Annotated in this window: 21 protein-coding genes; 6 read left to right on the top strand and 15 right to left on the bottom strand. The window is 68.8% G+C overall.

The annotated features are described in order from the left end of the window. Positions 1–62: 62 nt before the first annotated feature. From WIX39_RS28825 to WIX39_RS28790, 8 genes are read right to left on the bottom strand one after another with little or no spacing between them, the layout of a single operon-like run. Entirely contained in the window at positions 63–914 is an 852-nt protein-coding gene (locus WIX39_RS28825) for an alpha/beta fold hydrolase (protein ID WP_081267663.1), read from the bottom strand. 34 nt (positions 915–948) lie between these two features. Continuing rightward, entirely contained in the window at positions 949–2,901 is a 1,953-nt protein-coding gene (locus WIX39_RS28820; protein WP_409196596.1) for a TRAP transporter large permease subunit, read from the bottom strand. After that, positions 2,898–3,911, bottom strand: a complete 1,014-nt coding sequence (locus WIX39_RS28815; RefSeq protein WP_409196595.1) for a TRAP transporter substrate-binding protein — start codon at positions 3,909–3,911, stop codon at positions 2,898–2,900. Before WIX39_RS28815 ends, WIX39_RS28820 begins: the two co-directional genes overlap by 4 nt. Positions 3,912–3,970: 59 nt before the next feature. Beyond that, entirely contained in the window at positions 3,971–5,560 is a 1,590-nt protein-coding gene (locus WIX39_RS28810) for an acyl-CoA synthetase (protein ID WP_409196594.1), read from the bottom strand. Further along, a complete protein-coding gene (locus tag WIX39_RS28805; RefSeq protein ID WP_081267667.1) occupies positions 5,557–6,726 on the bottom strand; it encodes an acetyl-CoA acetyltransferase in 1,170 nt (389 codons plus the stop codon). Before WIX39_RS28805 ends, WIX39_RS28810 begins: the two co-directional genes overlap by 4 nt. Before the next feature lie 12 nt (positions 6,727–6,738). Beyond that, complete coding sequence (locus WIX39_RS28800; RefSeq protein ID WP_409196593.1) at positions 6,739–7,548, bottom strand: SDR family NAD(P)-dependent oxidoreductase; 810 nt, start codon at positions 7,546–7,548, stop codon at positions 6,739–6,741. Between the two features lie 22 nt (positions 7,549–7,570). Beyond that, complete coding sequence (locus WIX39_RS28795; RefSeq protein WP_081267669.1) at positions 7,571–7,969, bottom strand: PPC domain-containing DNA-binding protein; 399 nt, start codon at positions 7,967–7,969, stop codon at positions 7,571–7,573. Continuing rightward, on the bottom strand, positions 7,962–8,435 hold the full coding sequence (locus WIX39_RS28790; RefSeq protein ID WP_409196592.1) for a PCC domain-containing protein: 474 nt from the start codon (positions 8,433–8,435) through the stop codon (positions 7,962–7,964). The genes WIX39_RS28795 and WIX39_RS28790 overlap by 8 nt, the downstream gene beginning before the upstream one ends. A 201-nt stretch (positions 8,436–8,636) precedes the next feature. On the opposite strand from WIX39_RS28790, the gene WIX39_RS28785 reads away from it, so the two are divergent. Next, positions 8,637–9,563 carry a LysR family transcriptional regulator gene (locus tag WIX39_RS28785; RefSeq protein WP_081267671.1) on the top strand — a complete coding sequence of 309 codons (927 nt, stop codon included), beginning with the start codon at positions 8,637–8,639 and terminating at the stop codon, positions 9,561–9,563. A 52-nt stretch (positions 9,564–9,615) separates the two neighbouring features. On the opposite strand, the gene WIX39_RS28780 is transcribed toward WIX39_RS28785, so the two are convergent. The 6 genes from WIX39_RS28780 to WIX39_RS28755 form a co-directional block, all read right to left on the bottom strand. Further along, positions 9,616–10,215, bottom strand: a complete 600-nt coding sequence (locus WIX39_RS28780; RefSeq protein WP_409196591.1) for a VOC family protein — start codon at positions 10,213–10,215, stop codon at positions 9,616–9,618. A gap of 38 nt (positions 10,216–10,253) precedes the next feature. Further along, positions 10,254–11,258 (bottom strand): zinc-dependent alcohol dehydrogenase family protein, encoded by a 1,005-nt coding sequence (locus WIX39_RS28775; protein WP_409196590.1) that lies wholly within the window; start codon positions 11,256–11,258, stop codon positions 10,254–10,256. Between the two features lie 2 nt (positions 11,259–11,260). Further along, on the bottom strand, positions 11,261–11,839 hold the full coding sequence (locus tag WIX39_RS28770; RefSeq protein ID WP_081267673.1) for an amino acid synthesis family protein: 579 nt from the start codon (positions 11,837–11,839) through the stop codon (positions 11,261–11,263). Positions 11,840–11,860: 21 nt separating this feature from the next. Next, positions 11,861–12,832: a tripartite tricarboxylate transporter substrate binding protein gene (locus WIX39_RS28765; protein WP_409196589.1), complete on the bottom strand. Its 972-nt coding sequence runs from the start codon at positions 12,830–12,832 to the stop codon at positions 11,861–11,863. 91 nt (positions 12,833–12,923) lie between these two features. Beyond that, a complete protein-coding gene (locus tag WIX39_RS28760) occupies positions 12,924–13,784 on the bottom strand; it encodes a fumarylacetoacetate hydrolase family protein (RefSeq protein WP_409196588.1) in 861 nt (286 codons plus the stop codon). Between the two features lie 311 nt (positions 13,785–14,095). Next, positions 14,096–14,818, bottom strand: coding sequence for a GntR family transcriptional regulator (locus tag WIX39_RS28755; protein ID WP_081267675.1), 723 nt, complete (start codon positions 14,816–14,818; stop codon positions 14,096–14,098). Positions 14,819–14,854: 36 nt separating this feature from the next. Between WIX39_RS28755 and WIX39_RS28750 the strand changes: the two genes are divergently transcribed. Further along, a complete protein-coding gene (locus tag WIX39_RS28750) occupies positions 14,855–15,433 on the top strand; it encodes an NADPH-dependent FMN reductase (protein WP_409196587.1) in 579 nt (192 codons plus the stop codon). A 174-nt stretch (positions 15,434–15,607) separates the two neighbouring features. Beyond that, complete coding sequence (locus WIX39_RS28745; protein WP_409196586.1) at positions 15,608–17,131, top strand: GGDEF domain-containing protein; 1,524 nt, start codon at positions 15,608–15,610, stop codon at positions 17,129–17,131. Positions 17,132–17,149: 18 nt separating this feature from the next. Here the strand turns inward: WIX39_RS28745 and WIX39_RS28740 are convergent, their stop codons facing one another. Next, complete coding sequence (locus WIX39_RS28740; RefSeq protein ID WP_409196585.1) at positions 17,150–17,956, bottom strand: IclR family transcriptional regulator; 807 nt, start codon at positions 17,954–17,956, stop codon at positions 17,150–17,152. A gap of 131 nt (positions 17,957–18,087) precedes the next feature. Here WIX39_RS28740 and WIX39_RS28735 point away from each other — a divergent pair, with 131 nt between their 5' ends. From WIX39_RS28735 to WIX39_RS28725, 3 genes are read left to right on the top strand one after another with little or no spacing between them, the layout of a single operon-like run. Beyond that, positions 18,088–19,074 carry a Bug family tripartite tricarboxylate transporter substrate binding protein gene (locus WIX39_RS28735; RefSeq protein ID WP_081267807.1) on the top strand — a complete coding sequence of 329 codons (987 nt, stop codon included), beginning with the start codon at positions 18,088–18,090 and terminating at the stop codon, positions 19,072–19,074. 6 nt (positions 19,075–19,080) lie between these two features. Then, positions 19,081–20,001, top strand: coding sequence for an amidohydrolase family protein (locus tag WIX39_RS28730; RefSeq protein ID WP_409196584.1), 921 nt, complete (start codon positions 19,081–19,083; stop codon positions 19,999–20,001). Continuing rightward, the gene (locus WIX39_RS28725) at positions 19,998–20,984 is read left to right on the top strand and encodes a Bug family tripartite tricarboxylate transporter substrate binding protein (RefSeq protein ID WP_409196583.1); all 987 of its coding nucleotides are present in this window, start codon (positions 19,998–20,000) and stop codon (positions 20,982–20,984) included. Before WIX39_RS28730 ends, WIX39_RS28725 begins: the two co-directional genes overlap by 4 nt. The last annotated feature ends 18 nt before the right edge of the window (positions 20,985–21,002 follow it).

The raw sequence follows: 21,002 nt of genomic DNA, 5'->3' as shown, positions 1-21,002 counted from the left end.
TGAGCTTCCGGAAATGCCGGAGACCGTGTCCGGCATCCGCTTCGGGGGCCTCGCACCGGGCATCAACCGGCGAATCCCGCGAGCAGCGCATTGAACTTCCCCGCGTTCTCGATGAACATGAAGTGCGAGCCCGCTTCCCCTTCTTCGAAGATCTCCACCCTGGCGCCGGGCACCTGGGTCGCCTCCCACCGCATGCAGCTGTGCGGCACCAGGCTGCCCTCGCCGCCGATGAAGAGCGTCGGCCGGTCGATGCGCGGGAGCACCTCGCGCCAGTCCTGGTGGCAGTGGTTGTAGAGCAGGTCGGCCGCCGCGGCGCGTGGCATCTTCAAGTTCATGTCGACGATCCACTGGAAGGCCTCGGCGGGCATGTCGGCCGTGACCATGGAGCGCAGGAAGCCGACCGTGGCCTCCACCCCGCCCGCGCCTCGCAGTGCATTGGCGGTCTCGACCACGCTGTCGGCCGTGAAAATGGGGCCGTAGTCGGCGACCTGCTGGTCGGTCCACTCGGGGTTGCGCGTGAGGCATGTCGCCTGGTCGCAGAACACGTACCGGCCGATACGCCCGGCTGCGAACAGGTCGAAGTGGCACCAGAGCACCGAGCAGCCCATCGAGTGGCCGACGATGGTCACGTCCCGCAGGTCGAGCGCGACCAGCGCATTCTGCAGGTCGGCCGCAAGGCGCGGGATGCGGTAGCCTCGCCCGGGCTTGTCCGAATCGCCATGGCCGCGCAGGTCGAACGCGATCACGCGATACCGGTCCGCCAGGCCTTCGAGTTGGTACCTGTACTGTTCGGCCGTTTGCGACCAGCCAGGGATGAGCACCAGGGGAGCCCCGTTGCCGGCCTCCAGGTAGCTCAACCGGACGTCGCCGTCCACGGCGACTGTCTTGCGGGCGATGCCTGTCCTTGTTTCCATGCTTTTCTCCTTGGTGTGCGCAAACGGATGAATCTCATAGGAACCCGATGGAAAGCCACGGAATGGCCGCCACGGCCGTGGTGCCGACGAGCAGGGCCAGCATGTAGCCGACGATGGGCCTGATGCCCTCGTCGGGCCGCACGCGGCCGATGGCGCAGGCAGCGTAGTAGCCCACGCCCAGGGGCGGCGCGAACAGGCCCAGCCCCATCGACAACACGACGACCATGGCGTAGTGCACTTCGTGGATGCCCAGTTGCCGCGCGATCGGAAACAGCAGCGGACCGAACAGCACGATGGCCGGTATGCCCTCGAGCACGGAGCCCAGCACCACGAAGGCGACGAGCGATACCGCCAGGAACATCGGCGCGCCGCCGGGCAGGCTGCCCATGACCTCCGCCAGCCAGCGCGAGAAGCCCGATTGCGTCAGCCCCCAGGCCATGGCGGTGGCCGTGCCGATGATCAGCAGGATCGCGCCCGACAGCGAAGCGGTGGCCACGAGCATCGGGCCCAGCCGCCGCCAGTCGAACTGCCGGTACACCACGAGCCCGGCGACGACGGCATAGACGATGCCGATGGTCGACACCTCTGTCGCCGTGGCCACGCCTTCGACGACCGCCGCCCGGATCACGAAAGGCAATGCCAGTGCGGGCAGCGCCACCAGGCCCAGCTTCAGCACCTGCCGCACCTCGGGCCGCGCGATACCGCTCAGGTCCTCGTGCCGATTGCGCATGTACACCACCACGCACAGCATCAGGCCCAGGACGACGGCCGGCAGCAGCCCGCCCGTGAACAGCGCCGCGATAGACACGCCCGTGACCGAGCCGATGGTGATGAGCACGAGGCTGGGCGGCACGGTCTCGGTTTGCGCGCCGGTGGCCGCGAGCAGCGCCACCAGTTCGCCCTCGGCGGCGCCGCGCTTCTTCATCTCGGGGAACAGCGCGGGCGCGATGGCAGCCATGTCGGCCGCCTTGGAGCCCGAAATTCCCGACACCAGGTACATCGCCCCCACCAGCACATAGGAAAGGCCGCCCCTCACATGCCCCAGCAGGCTGGCAAGGAACGAGACCATCGCCTTCGCCATGCCCGTCATCTCGATGAGCAGGCCCAGAAAGACGAACAACGGCACCGCCAGCAGAATGAGGTGCGACATGCCTTCGTCCATGCGCCCGACGATCACTGGCAGCGCGGTGTCGGTGGTCAGCGCGAGGTAGCCGAAGGTACCGAGGCCGAAAGCGAACGCGATGGGAATGCCGCACAGCACGCAGGCCAGCACCACGCCGACGAAGAAAACCAGCAGGTTGAGCCGGCCCAGGTCTTCGAACACCGCGCGGCCCAGGGTGAATGCCGCGATGAGAGTCACGACGATCGCCAGGGCCTGCAACGACGTCTTCCAGTCGAAGTCGCGCAACAGCCGCAGCGCCGCGAACATGGCCATGAGCGCCACGCCCACCGGCAGCGCGGCGGCGCGCCAGGCGTTGGAGATGTCCAGCGCCGGCGTGGTGATGAAGCGCTCTTCCGACGCGTATTCCCACGCAGGCCACACCACCATCGCCAGGAAAGCGAGGGCTGCGTAGAGCGACACGGCCTCGGAGAAGCGGCGCCGCGTCGGCGGCAGTTTCGACACCAGCGCGGTCATGCGCATGTGCTCGCCGCGCCGCAGCGCCACCACCGCGCCCAGCATGGCGAGCCAGATGAAGAGCATCGAAGCGAGTTCGTCCGACCAGATCAGCGGCTGGTGCAGCACGAAGCGCGCGACCACGCCCGCCAGCAGCACCACCACGTCGGCCAGCACCAGGGCGCCGGCCGCGCCGTCCACCAGCGCGCCGAGCAGCCGCTCGATGCGCGAGGTCAACGAGGTCAACGAGCTTGGGTCGGCCTCGTTGGCCGCGTCGCCGTGGCCGTGGCCGTGCGCGCCGGCCGGGTCTTCCACTGCCGAGGAACCCGCGTGATGCTCGGGCGGCCGCGCCGCCGGGCGCGGCGCGTTCATGCGAGCTTGCCCGCGCTGCGCTCCAGCAGCGCCCATGCTTCGTCGCCGTACTTGGCTTTCCACTCCGCATAGAAGCCGGCCTTGCGCAACTGGTCGCGGAAGGCGCCGGGGTCGGGCTGGCTGACCTGCATGCCCTTGGCCGCGAGCTCCTTCTGCAGGTTGGCGTTGAGCTCGGCGACGTCGGTTCGCTCCTTCAGCGCCGCCGCGTTGATGTGCTTCGCGACGATGGCCTGCAGCGCGGGCGGCAGCTTGTCCCATGCACGCTTGTTGGCCAGGAACCAGAAGCCGTCCCACATGTGGTTGCTCATCGAGCAGAACTTCTGCACTTCGTAGAGCTTGGCGGTCGAGATGATCGCAAGCGGGTTCTCCTGCCCGTCGACGATCTTCGTCTGCAGCGCGGAATACACCTCGGCGAAGTTGATCGACGTGGGCGCGGCATCCAGCGCCTTGAACATCGAGGTCCACAGCGGCGACACCGGCACGCGGATCTTGAAACCCTTCAGGTCGGCCGGCGACGCAATGGCCTTGTTCGACGACGTGATCTGCCTGAACCCGTTGTCCCAGATCCTGTCCATGGCCACGATGTTGGACTTGGCGATCTGCATGCGGATATGGCTGCCCAGGTCCCCGTCCATGGCCTTCCATACGCTCGCGTAGTCGGGAAATGCAAAGCCCACGCCGCTGATGGAGGCCGCGGGCACCAGCGTCGACAGGATGAGTCCCGACAGCGTGAAGAACTCGACGCCGCCTGCGCGCAACTGGCTCAGCACGTCGGTGTCCGAGCCCAGCTGGTTGTTCGGGAAGATCTGGATGTCGACCTGGCCGCTGGTCTCCGCGCGGATCGCGTCGGCCATCTCCTTGGCCCGGATGTTCATCGGGTGCGAGACCGGCAGGTTGTTGGCGTACTTGTAGTTGAAGACGTTCTTCTGCGCGAAGGCGTGGCGCAGGGGCATGGCGAGGCTGGAAGCAGCGGCGGCGGTGCGCAGCACGGTACGGCGGTTGATGTTCATCTGTTGTCTCTATGTTCTGGTTGGTCTTGAATCCGATCGTCCGGGAAGAAAAGGCAGGCTCAGTGGGTTGTGGCCTCCCCGATCTCTCCGCGCTCCGAAAGGAGCCGGCGTATTTCGTTCTTGGTGACCTTGCCGTAGCCTGACTTGGGCAGCGACTCCCAGAAGAAGACGCGCCGCGGCCAGCGGTACCTGGCGCAGCGGCCGTCGAGGTGGCCCAGGATGTCTTCGGCCGTCACGCCTTCGCGATCGCACACCAGCACGGCCACGCCCACCTCGCCCCACTTGGCGTCGGGCAGGCCCAGCACGGCGGCCTCGCGCACGGCGGGATGCGTCAGCAGGATCTCCTCGACCTCGCGCGGGTAGACGTTGGAGCCGCCCGAGATGTACATGTCCGACTCTCGGCCCGTGATGTAGAGCAGGCCCTGCGCGTCCATGCGCCCCAGGTCGCCCGTGTGGAACCAGCCGCCGCGCACGGCCTTGGCCGTGGCCTCCGGGTTGTTGAAATATCCCGCGAACACGGCCGGTCCGCGGCAGCAGATTTCTCCGACGGCGCCGGCCGGCAGCCTTTGCATCTGCTCGTCGAGGATCGCGACTTCCATGCCGGTGCGCGGCCGCCCGCATGAGCCGATGTGCGCGTTGGCATCCGCGTCGTCGGCCGAGTGCATCGTCGGCGGCAGCACAGTGATGCAACCCGTCACCTCGCCGAGGCCGAAGTACTGCACGAGCACCGGCCCCAGCTTCTGCAACGCGCGCTTCTGGTCGGCGCGGTACATCGGGGCGCCGGCGTAGATCACGTAGCGCAGCGAGCGGTGGTCGAACTCGTCGACCGACGGGTCTTCGACCAGCATCTTGACGATGGTCGGCACTGTGAAGAGGTTGCTGACCTTGTGGCGCTCGACCAGCGACCAGAATGCGCGCGGCTCCAGCCGGTCCGACGACGGCAGCACCGTGGCCGCGCCGCGCGCGACGTTCAGCAACGCATGAATGCCCGCGCCGTGCGACAGCGGCGCCACGGCGATGGAGCAGTCGTTTTCGGTCGTGCCGGGAATCAGGTCGGCGAGATGGTTGGCGACGACGAAGGCGAGCTGGCCGTGCGTCAGCACGGCCGCTTTCGGTTTGCCGGTCGTGCCCGAGGTGTAGAAGTACCACAGCGGCGTGCCGGGCTCGACATCGGCAACGGACTTTTGCGCGCCCGCATTGGCGGCGATCAGCGCCTCGTAGCCCTGTTCGCCCTGGCGCGGCGCCCCGATGGTGACGACGTGGCGCAAATGCGCGCTGGCACCGCGCACTGCGTCGACGTGCGCGGCAAAGCCGTCTTCGGCCAGCATCACCGTCGCCTCGCTCGAGCTGCCCAGGTACGCCACTTCGGGCGGCGTGAGCCGGAAGTTGACCGGCACCCACACCGCACCCATGCGGAATGCGGCCCAGCAACTCTCGAACAGCGCGAGGTTGTTGCGCGACTGCACGAGCAGCTTGTGGCCGGGCTGCATGCCCAGCGCGCGCAGCCCCTGCACGAGCGCATCGACGCGCGAGTCGATCTCGTGCCAGGTCCAGCTGCGGTCCTCGAGGATCAGGCCGGCGCGCGCGGGAAACAGCGCCGCCGTCTGCGACAGCAGCACCGACAGGTTCGCGGCGTGCGCCTGGCTCATGCCGCCTCCAGCACGCTGAGGTAGTTGGCGACGGCGGCGCCGCCCATGTTGAACACGGCGCCGGGCTTGCCCGTGCCCACCTGCATGTCGCCGGCCGTGCCGGTCAACTGCATCGCGGCCATCACATGCTGCGACACGCCCGTCGCGCCGATGGGATGGCCGCGCGACTTCAGGCCGCCAGAGGGGTTCACGGGCAGCCGGCCGTCCTTGCGCGTCACGCCGTCGAGAATCGCGCGTGCGCCCTGCCCGTGCGGCGCCAGGCCCATGGCCTCGTACTCCAGCAATTCGGCGATCGTGAAGCAGTCGTGCGTCTCGACGAAGCCAAGATCGTCGAGCGTGAGCCGTGCCGTTTCCAGGCCGCGCCGCCACGCCAACGCCGCACCTTCGAAGCGCGTCGGGTCGCGCCGCGACAGCGGCAGGTAGTCGTTGACCTGCGTGTGCGAGCGCCAGCGCACCGCCGGCACCTTGGCCGACCCGACGGGCGTCGACGAAATGACCAGCGCCGCCGCGCCGTCGGACACCAGCGAGCAGTCGGAGCGCTTGAGCGGTCCCGCGACGAAGGGGTTCTTGTCCGACGGATTGCGGCAGAAGTCGAACCCCAGGTCGCGCCGCATGTGCGCATGGGGGTTGTGCACACCGTTGGCGTGGTTCTTGGCCGCGATGGCCGCGAGCGCGTCGCTCTGGTCGCCGAAGCGCTCGAAGTAGCCGCCCGCGATGTGGCCGAACACGCCCGCGAAGCCCGCCGGCGTCGTGCCTTCCTCCTTCACATAGGAACAGCGCAGCAGCGTCTGCGCGATGACCGGGCCGGGCACGGCGTTCATGATCTCGAAACCCACCACCAGCGCGTGGCGCACGCGGCCGCTCTTCACTGCGTCCAGCGCGGCCCAGATGGCGGCCGAACCCGTGGCGCATGCGTTCTCCAGCCGCACGGCCGGCACGTGGCGCAGGCCGGGCACGGCCAGCGCGACCAGCGACGCGCTGAAGTCCTGCGGCACGAAGCCGCTGTTGAAGTGGCCGACGAAGATGCCGTCGATGTCCGCGGCCTCGAGCCCGGCTGTCTGCAGCGCGGGCTCGACGGCGTCGCGGATCAGTTGCTCGCCGTCGGCCGCGTCGAGCTTGCCGAAGGGCGTGTGGCCCCAGCCGATGATGTAGCTGTCGTTGCTCATGGGATTCGCTCCTCAGGCGTGGTCGGCCTGCGCGTTGGCCGCGCCCCGGCGCAGCGTCGGCAGGCCGACGCCGGCGGCGTCGAAGCCGCCGTCCACCGCAATCACCTGGCCATTGATGAAGCTCGCCGCATCGCTGCACAGGAAGCCCACCGCGTTGGCCATTTCCTCGACGCTGCCGTAGCGGCCCAGGGGAATGGCGTCGACGTAGTCGGAGCGGATCGCCACGCTGTGCACCAGCTTGGCCATTTCGGTCTCGACCGGGCCGGGCGCGATCACGTTCACGCGCACGCCCGCGTTGCCCAGCTCCACTGCGTACTGCTTCGTGAGGTGGATGAGCGCTGCCTTGCTGGTGCCATAGGCCACGCGCAGCGTGCTGGCGCGCAAGCCCGAGATCGACGCCACGTTCACCACCGCACCCCTGCCGGCTTCGACCATCGAAGGGCTGAATGCCTGCGTGCAGAGGAAGGCGCCATCGAGGTTCGTGCCCATCACCGAACGCCAGTCGGCGAAAGAGGTGTCCGCGATGCGCTTGAACACCGCGACGCCAGCGTTGTTGACCAGCGCGTCGACGCGCCCGAAGCGGCCGGCGACGGCCTTGGCCGCGGCGGCTACCTGCGCCGCGTCGGACACGTCGCAGTGCACGCCCAGCACGCGATCGGGCAAGGCGAGTTCGGCGACGGCCGCATCGAGCGTGGCATGGTCGTTGTCGAGCAGCGCGACGTGGTAGCCGTGGGCCAGGAACCACTGTCCGATGGCAAGGCCTATGCCGCGCGCGCCTCCGGTGACGACGGCGACGCGGGGAAGGAAGGGGGTGTCTGTCATGGTTGCCTTGGGGTTTTCGAAATCAGGAATCTTCGGAAGGAAGCCACTCTTCGAGCGTGATCTCGAAGGTGACGCAAACAGCGTTGGCGCCGGCCACGAACGGACCGCCATGGACCCGGCCTTCGGTGTCGGCGACCACGCCCGTGAGGGCCGCGCGCAGCGTGCCGTCGGGCTGCAGGCGCACCTCGCCGGCCAGGCTCACGATTTCCACGGCGGGGCCGCGGACCACCTGGCACGCGCCGTCGGGCCGCTCCAGGCATGCGTCGATCAGGCTGCCGAGCGCACCGCGCACGAAGGCATGGCGCATGCCCTGGGCCACGCAGAGTTTTTCCACGCTCTGCACCAGGTCTTCATTGGGGCCGATGCGCGCGTAGGCCACGCGGCCCATGCGGCCGCGCTCCACCAGGCGAACGTCAGCCATGGGCCACCGCCCGCGCCTGGGGGCGCATCAGCGGCATGCGCGTTTCTTCGTCGTAGGCCACGCGCAACTCGAAGCTGTCCAGCGCGGTCACCACGACGGTGACGGGACTCCGGCCGACCAACGTGCGTTCGGCCAGGATGTGCCCGCCGCGCACGCGCCCGTCGACTTCGCGGAACACACCATGGCAATGGACGATGGGGCCGCCGTCGGCGCGGCGGCCCATCGTGGCGTTGCCGAAGATCAGGCGCGCTCCGCGCAGCGCCTCGGGCGCGCCGTAGGTCGCGAGCACACGGCCGGCGGGATCGGGCAGCGCCGTGCAGAAGCTCAGGTGTTCAAGTTCGCCGTCGATGAGCGTCATCGAAGCGCTGGCCACGTCTTCGGCGGCCAGCGCCTGCACCAGGCTGTCGTGCAGCGTGCGGCCCGCGGGGAGCGACAGCCGGAAGTGCCTTCCCTTGTCGGCATGCATGTGGGCGATCCGCACAGGACCGTAGGGGCCAGGGTGAACCACGGTCCGTGCTCGTGGCAGGGCCGTCGCTTTTTCGGTCATCTCTTTGTCTCCTTGGGGTGCGGCAGCGGGTAGCGCCGGCGTCCTCGGAGCAAAGTCTAGGATCGGACATCCATAGCAACAAATCTACAATTCATATCGATCAATACAGGATTCAGATCGATGGAACTGCGTCACCTCCGCTGCCTCGTCGCCGTGGCCGAAGAGCTTCACTTCGGCCGTGCCGCGCAACGCCTGCACCTGTCGCAGCCGCCGGTGAGCCTGGCCATCAAGGAGCTGGAAGACGAGCTGGGCGTGGCGCTTTTCGAGCGCACGTCGCGTCGCATCGCGATCACGCGCGCGGGCGAAGACGCGCTGCACGACGCGCGCGCCGTTCTCGCTGGCATGGAAACCATGCGCCGCCGCGCGCAGGACGGCGCGGCCGGCATCATGGGTTCGATCGCCGTCGGCTTCATCAGCCTTCCTGCCTATTCGTTCCTGCCGCCGACGCTGCGGCGTTTCAACGAGGCGCACCCCCGGGCCAGTGTGGCGCTGCGCGAAGGCATCACCGAGCAGATCGTCTCGGACGTCGAGGCCGGCCACCTCGACGTCGGCATGGTGCTGCAGCCGTCCGACATGCCGGCCACGCTCGGCTCGCGGCTGGTGCAGAAGGACACGTTGATCCTCGCCCTGCCCGAGGCCCACCCGCTCGCGGGCACGGGGCCGGTGGCCCTGGAGAAGTTCTCGAGCGAACGCTTCCTGGGCTTCGAGCGCCACATCGGCCCGCAGATGTTCGATGCCATCGTCGCGACTTGCATGCGGCGCGGCTTCAGCCCGCTGATGTTCCCTGCGCGGCAGATGAATACCATCGTGAGCCTGGTGTCGGGCGGCGTCGGCATTGCGCTGGTGCCGGCATGCGTGAAGGCGCTGCACCGTGAAGGCGTGGTGTACCGGTCGCTCAAGGGCGAGAAAACCTACGTCGACACGCTGGTGGTCTGGCGCAAGTCGGACGAGTCGCCGTTGGTGAAAGCCTTGCTGGCCTTGCTGCCGGACGAAGGCGCGAGCCGGCGCGCAAGGGCGGTTCCTGCGGAGACGAAGGGCAGGCTCTGAACATCGCCAGGGGCGTCATCTTGTCCAGGAGCCCTGTCGCCCGGGTCGCCGGTCACCGCTGGACCGGCGCCGGCTGACGCTGACGCTCGCCGTCGGCCTTCGATGCGCGCAGTGCCGCGCTTCGCTGCGCGAACAAGGCGGCCCATTCCTGTGCGGGCATGAAGCTCGGGTCCGAGCGCACCATGCGCTCGGTCTGCGCCCAGATCGCTTCGTCGGTCTCGTCGAGGTCCAACGGATCGCCGTGCGGCTGGCTGACGTACCAGGGTGTGTCGAGGTAGACCTCGACCGTGTTGTCCTCCGGGTCCATGCAGTAGATGGACAGCGCGTTGCCATGGTTGAGGCCGCGCATCTTCGTCGCGCCCAGCGACAGCGCGCGCCGGCGCGCTTCGCGCAGGTGGTCGATGGTGTGGATCTTGAACGAGAGCTGCATCACGGTGCTCGGCGCATCCGCGCCGCGGCCGCCCGCCAGCACCAGTTGGTGGTGCTGGTCGTCGCGTCCGCTGAGGAACACCAGCTCGTAGCGGAAGGTGCCGCCGACACCGCGGTCGGTTTCCTGCATGTCGAACACGCCGGTGTAGAAGCGCTTCATCACCGCGAGGTCGCGGCAGAAGATGCCGCAGTGCGACAGGTTGGGAATGTAGGGTGTGCTCAAGTCGGTCTCCGCCGGTTTCGGGTTCGTCGGTTGGGGGTTCACGGAACGAGGACAAGCTTGCCGAGCGCGCCGCCGCGGTCGAGCAACTCGTGCGCATGCCGCGCCTCGGCCAATGGCAGGCGGGTGGCGCGCGGCGCGCGCACCCGGCCCGCGACCATCAGCGCGATGGCTTCCTCCATCAGGCCGCGCCGATGCGCGATGTCGCTGTCGACGGTGTGGATGGAGAAGGTGCGGATCGCCAGGCTCTTGCCAAGCAGCTTGCGCAGTTCGTCGAACACATCGCCCGCGGGCGGGCCCGCGAGGATGTTGTAGGAGACCGCCATGCCGAAAGGCGCGAGGGAGCGCAGGCAGGCGATGAAGAGCGCGCCGCCCACGTGGTCGAAGGCCAGGTCGGCGCCGCGCCCGCCGGTGAGCGCCATCACGCGTTCGGGCAGCGTGGCAGGGTCGCCGTCGATGACCTCGCTGGCGCCGTTGTCCAGCGCGAAGGCGCGCTTCTCGTCGGACGAGGCGGTGCCGATCACGCGCAGCCCGCGCGCGCGGGCCACCTGCGCCACCGCGGTGGCCACGCCGCCCGCCGCGCCCGGCAGCAGCACGGTCTGCGCGGGCAGGTTGCCGTTGCTCGCCAGCAAGGCGATGGCCAGCTGGAAGTTGCCCAGGCTCACGGCGTCGTCGAAGCCCAGCGCCGGCGGCAGCACGAAGGGCGCAGCCTCGCTCACGCAGATGCATTCGGCGTAGCAGCCGCCGCGCTGCGCGAGTTCGCGCGCGCTCACGAGCACGCGCTGGCCCACCGACAGCCGCGTGACGCCGGCGCCGACCGCGTCGACCGTGCCCGCCATCTCGTTGCCCGGAATGGCCGGCAGCGGCGGCATCCACTTGTAGGTGCCGTTGCGGATGAGCACGTCGGGCCCGCCCGCGCCGATGGCGGCCGCCCGAACCCGCACCTGCCCCGGGCCGGGCTCGGGCAGCGGCAGGTCCACCAGCCGCAGGACTTCGGGGCCGCCCGTTTCGGACAACTGCACGGCGCGCATGGTTTGCGTCGCCATGCTCAGCGCTGCCCGTCGTTCACGCTGACCTGCTCCTTGGCGAGGCCGCCCAGGCGCGAATGGATGCGCCCGCCGTCGGCCATCACCAGCGCGAAGAGGATCTCGTCGGGCCGGGGAGCGTCCTGGATGCCGACCTCGACCGTGTTGAAGTGGCTGCGCACGTAGGCTGCGTGGATGTAGTGCAGCGGCACCATCAGCCGGTAGCCGGTGGCGGCTACCGCCTTGGCCGCGGGCACGATGGCCTTGGGCTCGCCCAGCACCTGGCGCATGGCCCAGCCGCCGGCCTCGTGCCAGACAGCGCCGTGCTCGAGTTCCCCGTTGACGCCGACGATCGCCGCCTTGCTGTAGGCCTCGACGTTCTCCTTGCCCAGCGTGGCCACCAGCTCTTCGGCCAGCGCGGTGCCAAGGCTGCGCAGTTCCGCCATGAAGGGCAGCAGGTCGGGCTCGTAGCGGCCGGCATAGGGGTTGCGGATGACGGCGCACGCGGCGGCGATACGCAGCGGCTTGTCGGGCGGCGGCCCGCCTTCATGGAAAACGGTCTCGACGGTGAGGCTTCGCTTGCGCAGCGCGATCAGTGACATGGCATTGCTCTTTCGTTCATTTCATTGCCTGGGAATCTTTGCATCGGCGACCACCTGGGTCCACTTCTCGAGTTCGCGCGCGACCAGCGCCTTCATTTCCTCGGGCGTGCTGCCGCGCGCCTCGCCGCCCATGTCTTCCAGGCGCTGGCGCACCGACGCGGCCTGCAGCGCATGCAGGGTCTCGGCGTTGAGCCGGTCGACGATGGGGCGCGGCGTGCCCGCGGGCGCCAGCACGCCGGCCCACGAACGCACGTCATACCCCGGCACGCCCTGCTCCGCAACCGTCGGCACCTTCGGCAGGCCCGGCCAGCGTTGCGGCCCGGTGGCGGCCACCGCGCGCAGCCTGCCGGCCTGGATGTTGGGAACCACCGCCGTCGGCGGCGCGATGATGAACGGCACCTCGCCGCCGAGCAGCGCGGTGAGCGCGGCCGCGTCGCCGCGGTAGGGCACGTGCATCATCGACACGCCGGCCATCTTGGTGAGCAGCTCGCCCGCCAGGTGGTGCGTCGAGCCGATGCCGGCGGTGCCGTAGGCGACCGTGCCCGGCGCGGCCTTGGCCGACGCGAGGATCTCCGCGAGGCCCTGCACTTTGGAGCTGGCGTTGACCACGATCAGGAACGGAAAGTAGGTGACGGTGGACACCGCCTCGAAGTCGGCCACCGTCTTGTAGGGCAGCGTGTTGTACAGCGCCCCCGCCACCGCGTGGCCGCCGGTGGCCAGCAGCAGCGTGTAGCCGTCGGGCCTGGCGCGCGCCACGGTGGCCGCGGCGATGGTGCCGCCCGCGCCGGCCTGGGCCTCGACCACGACCGGCTGGCCGAGGGTCTTGCCCATCTCGACGCCGATGGCCCGGGCGATCGCGTCGGCGTTGCCGCCCGGCGCGAAGCCCTGGTAGAGCTTCACTGGACGTTCCGGGTAGCCCTGCGCGAAGGCACGGGCGGCCGGCCATGCGGCGGCCGTCGCCGCGCACGCGGCGAGAAGGGTTCTTCGTTTCAAGTGTGTCTCCTGAGGCGGCGCCCTTTGCGGGCGTCTCGCACGATTGCGGTGGGGCGTTGCGCGGCGATGCGGCCGTTGCAGGCGGGTTGCGTCAGCCCTGCGCGACCACGGGGTTGCGCAGGAGGCCCACGGCCTCGATCTCGACTTCGACCACGTCGCCCGGCTTCATGAAGCGCGGCGGCTTCTTGCTCCAGCCCACGCCGGCCGGCGTGCCGGTGATGACGACGTCGCCGGGCACCAGCGTGAAGATGGTCGACGCGTAGGCGATGAGCCGCGGAATCGAGAAGATCATGTGGCCCGTGTGGCTGGACTGAACGACCTCGCCGTTGAGGCGCGTCTCGAGCCTGAGCTCGCGGCCCGGCGCAATCTCGTCGGCCGTCACCATCCACGGACCGAAGCCGCCGGTGGACTCGAAGTTCTTGCCCGAGGCAATCTGCTTGGCGTGGAACTGCCACTCGCGCACGCTCCCGTCGTTGTAGCAGCTGTAGCCGGCCACGTGCTTCCACGCGTCGGCCTCGGCGATGTCGCGTCCGCCCTCGCCGATGATCACCGCGAGCTCCCCTTCCCAGTCGAGCGACTCGGACACGCGCGGACGAACGATCGGACCTTCGTGCGGTGTCTGCGAGCGCCAGACGCGCAGGAAGATCGGCGGCTGCTCCGACAGCTCGCGCTGCATGCCGGCGGCCAGCACCTCCTGGTGGTGGTCCATGTAGTTGCGCACGGCGCACACGATCTTCTCGGGCTTGGGAATCACCGGCAGGTAGCGCACGTCGGACAGCGGCGTGTCGGCCGCGAGCCCCTCGACCAGCGCGTCGCGGCGCGCGAAGTCGGCGCTGGCGATGAAGTCGGCCAGCGTCGCGTGGCCGGTACGCGCGGCCAGATCGACCACGCCGCCTTCGACGACGGCACCCCAGGTTTCGCGGCCCGCGAGCGAGTAGGACATCAGTTTCATGCGTTGCTTCTTTCGGATGGGTACGTTGCACATCGGGCCGCCGTCGACCCGTCGAATGCACAGATTAATGCATGAAGATATTTTTGTGCATAAAACAAGATTGATGCATAGTGGTTTTTACCGACGACCTGGCGAGCGCGCGCGGCCTCGCGCCGCGTGCCGGGAACGCGGGACGCGAGGCTGAGAGAAACGGAAAGAAGCAGATTGGGGGATGGCGTCAAGCCACCGGCGAACGCGCGCGCCGCACGGGGGCGTCGCGTTCTCTGCGCGTGCAGGCGGCTGCACGCGGGCGATCCTGGCGCGGCGGCGCGCTAGTTCTTGTCGGCGCGCTCGGCGGCGCCCAGCACCGCCATCACATTGCGCTCGGTGCTGAGGATGTGTTCTTCGAGCAGTGCGCAGGCCGTCTTTGCGTCGCGGCGCAAGGTGGCGTCCATGATCTTGCGGTGCTCGTTCGACTTGCGACGCGCCGTCTTGCGAAAGCGCGCGGAATAGCGGCGGTAGCGCTCCGCCTGGTCGAACAGGCTCGCGCTCCAGGTGCGCAAGCGCTCCGAAGGGCAGGCCGCCAGCAGCGCGGCGTGGAAGGCCGAGTGCAGCTGGGTCCAGTCATCGTCCAGCACCACGGGCCCGTCGCCGAGGCGGCCTTCGATCTTCTCGAGCCGGTGGTAGGCACCGACCACCGACGCCTCCCAGGCGTCGTCGCCGTTCGCGATGGACTCGCGCAGCGCCTGCACGTCGAGCATGACGCGCATGCGGGTGATGTCCGCGAGGTCTTCGGGCGAGATGTCGGCCACGCGGAAGCCGCGGCGTTCGTCGGCACGGATCAGCCCCTCCTGCGCCAGCCGGCTGAGCGCCTCGCGCAGCGGGCTGCTCGAAAAGCCGTAGGCCGTCTGCAGCTCGTCGAGCTTGAGCTTTGCCCCGGCGCCGTAGGTGCCCGAGAGCACGTCCTGGCGCAGCCGGATGAAGGCCTGGTCGACGAGTGGGAGCGCGCGCTCGGCAGTCGATTCTTTTTTGTACATGTTTTCAATTTTATGCATAAACTCCCGCCGCTTGAAACAGAGGAACACCCCGCTTTGAACGACACCACCCACTCCACCACGCGACTCGTCGCCATCTCCGGCAGCATTCGCCGGGCCTCGAACTGCACGGCCGTGCTGCGCAGCCTGCAGCCGCTGCTGCCACCGCATGTGGCGCTGGAGATCGTGCCGCTGGACGACATTCCCATCTACAACGCCGACCTCGACGGCGACACGCCGCCCGCGCCCGTGGCACGCCTGAAGAGCGCCATTGCGGGCGCCGACGGGCTCGTGCTGTGCTCGCCCGAATACAACTACGGCATGCCGGGCGTGCTGAAGAACGCCATCGACTGGGCCTCGCGGCCCGGCTTCGCGTCGCCTCTGAAAGGCAAGCCGGCGCTGGTGATGACGGCGTCGCCCGGCACCGCAGGCGGCGTGCGCGCGCAGGCGCAGATCCGCGATGCGCTGGCCGCCACGCTGGCCCGCCCGCTGGTGCGCCCGCACGTGGCCATTGCCAATGTGGCCACGCGCATCCAGGACGGCCGGCTGGTCGACGCGGCCACGCTGGACTTCATCGGGGCGGCGCTGGCCGAGCTGCTCGAGGAGATCGCGCTGCTCGCCGGCGCACGCCGATAGTCACGCCGGCTCCTGCCCGGGCGTGCTTCCGGTCAGGTAGTAGATTTGATCAACAACCTGTCCGCGACATATAAACGCGCGATGGCGCCCCCTGTGGCGCCGGTCTCCCTGGTCAGGCATCGCCGCGCATTTCCGCCAAGGTCCTGCACGGCAGCCATCGACAAAAAAAGCGTCATGCCCCCGCGTCCCTGCTCACAGAGACTTGCCACCTTGGCAGGTCATCACCCTTTGATCGTCGGTGGGCTGGGGACGCTCCTGACACTGGTCGTGCTGTCCATCAGCGTCCTCACGCTGTGGGCGGACCGGGAAACGGCCGTCGAACATGCGCACGGGATGTCGAAGAACGTCGCAGCCGTTCTGGCGAGCAACATCTCTCGGACCGTCGAATCGGCGGATCAGTCGCTGCTCATGCTGATCGCCTCCTTGGACAAACCCATCGTCCGCAGCCTGAGTCCGGAGGTGCGGCACGAATTGCTGTTCGGCTCGACCGTCTCCGCCCGCTATGTCACCGGCATGGGCGTCACGGACGACAAGGGCCAGCTCATCGACGGTTGCTGCTCCAGCACGCATCGTTGGGATTTCAGTGACCGCGACTACTTCACCGCGCATCGCGATGCCACGAACCTCGGCCTCTATGTCTCGTCGGCCTATCGGGCACGCGCGCGCGAAGGCGTTGAGGCCATCGCGCTGAGCCGAAGAATCAACCGCCCGGACGGGACTTTCGGGGGCACCGCGCTCGTCGCCATCGACCTCGATTACTTCAAGCACTTGCTGGACGACCTGGAAATCGGCCCGCGCGGCGTGGCGGCGATCGTTCGCACGGATGGCACCCTGGTTGCCAGAAACCCCGCTCCGGGCAAGGCGCTCACCCACGACCTGAAAGGGTCGCCGACGTTTCCGCGCATGGTGAATCGGGAGTCCGGCTTCTATGCGGCGTCCTCGGTCATCGATGGAACGATTCGCCTGTACACCTTCCAGCGCGTGCCCGGAACGCCGTTCATTGCGGTGATTGCCCCGGCCTTGGACGATGCCCTGGCGCCCTGGAAACGGCTGTCGTGGATCGTCGGCCTTTCGTCGCTGCTGGTCAGCAGTGCCTTCTGCGCCGGCGTGTGGCTGCTCGCGTTTGCGCTGCGAGGCCGGGTGATCGCGGAGCAGCACCTGAGGGAGCTGACCCAGACCGATTCCCTCACGGGCCTGAAGAACCGGCGCGCGCTCGACCTGGCGCTGGAGAGCGAATGGGACCGCCTGCAGCGCGGCGACGGTTGCCTGTCCGTGCTCTTCGTGGATGCGGACAATTTCAAACGCTACAACGACGCGCATGGGCATGCCCATGGCGACGTCGCGCTCCAGCATCTCGCCAACTGCATTGCAAGGCACGTGCGGCGACGCGGCGATGTTGCGGCACGGTATGGCGGAGAGGAGTTCATGGCCGTTCTGCCCGACACGGACGAAACAGGGGCCATGCGGGTCGCCGAGGCCATCCGCGCCGAAGCCGAGGGCTCCCGCCCCAACGATGGCGCGCAAGACCTGGCGCCTCTCACCGTGAGCGTCGGCTGTGCCACGGCACGGCGATCGAACTCCGCGTCGCTCGAGGCATTGACGAAAGCAGCGGACACCGCGCTCTACCAGGCCAAGCGAAGCGGCAAGAACTGCATCGTCTGGACGTCGGTCGAGGCGACATCCCCGACTCGCACATAGTGATGGAGATGGCGCGGCCTACGGATGCCAGGTCGAGACGACGGCCGGCGTCTGCGCCGTGGGGCGGCCGGCCAACGCATAGGACAACTCGTTCGCCGCTTTCATGATCGTCTTCGCGTGGCCGATGAGCTTGGCTTTCGGCAAGCGGTCCGCCGGCCCGGAAATGCATACCGACCCGAGCAAGGCCCAGCGCAGGCCGAAGACCGGCGCCGACACCGTCGCCACGTTCTTCTCGCGCTCGCCGATGGAAAAGTGATAGCCCTTCTTGCGGATGTCCTCGTACAGCGTTCCCTGCTCCCCGGAAAACGCGAGGATCACCCGCCCCGGCGACCCCAGCTCCAGCGGAAGCATCGCGCCCATGCGCGCGTGATGGCGGATCGGCTGCGGTCCCTCCACGCGCGCGAGGCAGGTGCGCGAATTGCCTTCGCGCACGTAGAAGGCCGCGCTCTCGCCCGTGGCCTGCGATAGCGCAAGGAGCATCGGCTCCACCACGTTGTTGGCGTCGAAGCTGGCCTGGTAGCGCGCGCCGAGCCAGCCAGCGGCAGGCCCGAGCCGCCATTCGCCGTCGTCGCGCTGCACCACATAGCCGGCCAGCGCCAGCGTGCGAAGCAGCCGCAGGATGGTGGTCTTGTGCATGCCGGTGCGCCGTGTCAGCTCGGCCAGCGAAAGCCGCTCGTCCTGCATGCCGAAGGTGTCGAGCAGTTGCAGGGCGCGGGTGACCGCGGTCACGCCGCCTGTCGTCTCGAGATCGGCTTCGCGCGGGACCTCGACGACTTCGGTCGGTCGCCTGCGCCTTGCCGCCCCGGCGTTTTTCTCAGTGGTCATTTTGTTTCACTGGATGGTCCATGGTCCGCCTCATGAACCACCATTGTATGGCGCGAAACGCAAAACCAAAATCGCTGCATGCCCTGGAGCCCGTCTGCCAGGCACTCATCGAACGATTCGGAGACACCTACATGCGTAACTCAAGCCATAGCTCAATTTCCCGCCGTGCAGCGCTCGGCGCCGCCCTCCTGCTCACCTGCGGCATGGCCCTGGCGCAGGCCTATCCCTCGCGTCCGATCCGCCTGATCGTGCCCTTCCCGCCCGGCGGCGGCACGGACATCATTGCCCGCGAAGTCGCCAACAAGGTCGCGACATCCGAAGGCTGGACCATCGTCATCGACAACAAGCCGGGCTCCGGCGGCAACATCGGCGTCGATGCCGCGGTCAAGGCCAGCCCGGACGGCTACACGCTGGTGCTGGGCCAGACGAGCAACCTCGCGATCAACCCGTCGCTGTACGCGAAGCTGCCCTACGACCCGGTGAAGGACCTGGCGGCGGTGGGGCTTGTCGCGTCGGCGCCCCTGGTCGTGGTGGTGTCCGCCGCATCGCCCTACAAGAAGCTCGCGGACGTGGTCGCCGCCGCCAAGGCCAAGCCCACTTCGCTCAACTATGCGAGCTCGGGCAACGGCACCGTGGCCCACCTGGCCACGGAGCAGTTCCAGAAGGCCGCCGGCGTGCAGTTCACGCACGTCCCGTACAAGGGCGCCTCGCAGGGCCTGACGGACCTCGTCGGCGGCCAGATCCAGATGTACGTCTCGTCGGTGCCGACACTGATCGCCCAGATCAAGAGCGGCCAGTTGCGCGCGCTTGCGGTGACTTCGCTGCAGCGCAACAGCGACCTGCCCGACGTGCCCACCGTTGCCGAGTCGGGCTACAAGGACTTCGAGGCCGTGACGTGGTTCGGCGTCGCCGGACCCGCTGCCATGCCGAAGGACGCCATCGCCAAGCTGAACGCCGCATTCAACAAGGCCCTGGCGACGGACGAGGTGAAGAAGAAGCTGGTCGCGCAAGGCGCAGAAGTGATGACCGGCACGCCCGAGAAGTTCGCCTCGCTGATCCGCACCGACGGCGTGCGCTGGAGCGCGATCGTCAAGTCGTCCGGCGCCAAGATGGACTGACTCCGCATGGCTGCGATCGATGCTTCGTGCGCGGATGCGCTCGTCGCTCCGTTCTCCGCGGGGCGCGGCCGCACGCCCGTCGACGTTCCGCCCGGTGCCTGCGACTGCCACGTGCATCTGTACGACGCGCGCTATCCCGCGGCGCCCGCTGCCACGCTGCGGCCGCCGGACGCCAGCGCGGCGGACTACCGCCGGCTGCAGCGGCGCACGGGAACGCAGCGGGTCGTGTTCGTGACGCCTTCGACCTACGGTACCGACAACGGGCCGCTGTGCGACGCACTTGCCGCCTTCGGAGCGCAGGCGCGCGGCGTGGCCGTGGTCGACGAACGGGTCAGCGATTCCGAACTGGAGGCGCTGCACGCCCGCGGGGTGCGGGGCATCCGCCTGAATCTGTCGCTGGGTGTCGTGAATTCCGCCTCGCAGATCGAACCGCTCGCACGCCGTGTCGCGCCACTGGGCTGGCACCTGCAGCTGCTTGCACCCGCGCACGCGTGGAGTGACCTCGCAGGCGTGCTGGGGGACTTGCCGGCGCCGGTCGTGTTCGACCATTTCGGCCGGCTCGCGCCCGCCATGGCCGGCAGGCACGCGTCGCATGCGCTGATCCTTCGCTTGCTCGAAGAGCGCCGCGCCTGGGTCAAGCTGTCCGGCGCCTACATCGTCAGCGAGCGGGGCGCGCCGGGGTACGAAGACGTGGCCGCACTGGCACGCGGCTTCCTGGAAGCCGCGCCGGATCGCGTGCTCTGGGGCAGCGACTGGCCGCACGCATCTGCCAGCGCCGGCCACCAGACGAGGCCGGACGACGCACAGCTGATGGCGCTGCTCGCCGGCTGGACCGGCACGCGTCAGGCGCTGCACCGCGTGCTCGTCGACAACCCGGTCGCGCTCTACGGCTTCGACCGCCCCACCACAACTCTGGAGACTCCATGATCCGCATTCATCGGCGCCGGTTCGGCGCGCTGGGCCTGGCCGCGCTCGCCGCCGTGTCGTTGCCCGTTCTCGCCCAAGGCCAGTGGCCGACCGGCAAGCCCATCACCTGGGTGGTGCCGTACCCGCCGGGCGGCACCACCGACATCCTCGGGCGTGCCATCGCGCTGCGCCTGGGTACCGCCCTCGGCGCCACGGTGATCGTGGACAACAAGGCAGGCGCCACGGGCACGATCGGCTCGGCCTTCGTCGCGCGTGCGGCACCCGATGGCTACACGCTGCTGGGCACATCGATCGGCCCGCAGGCGATCGTGCCCAACCTGCTGCCGAAGATGCAGTACGACCCGGTCAAGGCCTTCGCGCCGGTGTCGCTCATCGGGACCATCCCGCATGTGCTCATCGTCGGTGCGAACCAGCCGTTCCGGACGGTCGCGGACCTTGTCGTGCAGGCGAAGGCGCGCCCCGACGAGATCTCCTTCGCCTCCGGCGGCAACGGCACCGTGCTGCAGATGCAGGGCGAACTGCTGCGGCTGCAGACGGGCGCGAAGCTGACGCACGTTCCCTACAAGGGCGACACGCCGGCCATCCAGGACGTCCTGGCGGGCCATGCCACCTTCATGTTCGCGCCGGTGGCCGCCGCGCTGCCGCACATCCAGAGCGGTCACCTCAAGGCGCTGGCCGTCACTTCGGCGGCACGCCTGAAGGCCCTGCCCGATGTACCGACCATGGGGCAGGCCGGCTTCAAGGACTTCGTGGTGGAGCAGTGGCAGGCCGTCTACGCGCCGGCCGGCACACCCGCGCCGGTGGTCCAGCGCCTGCACGACGAAATCGTGCGCCAGCTGAAGGACCCCGAGGTCGTCGCGATGGCCGACAAGCTCGGCGTCACGCTGGTGGGCAGCACGCCGCAGCAGCTCGCCGACACCCAGAAAGCCGACCTGTCCAAGTGGGCCAAGGTCATCAAGGACGCCGGCGTCAAGCCCGACTGAACTTCATTCCATTCCTCT

It is taken from the genome of Variovorax sp. AB1(2024) (genome assembly GCF_037482385.2).
Classification (GTDB): Bacteria; Pseudomonadota; Gammaproteobacteria; order Burkholderiales; family Burkholderiaceae_C; genus Variovorax.
The sequence above is the reverse complement of the archived record's forward strand: the minus strand, read 5'-3'. Positions and strand labels throughout refer to the sequence as shown.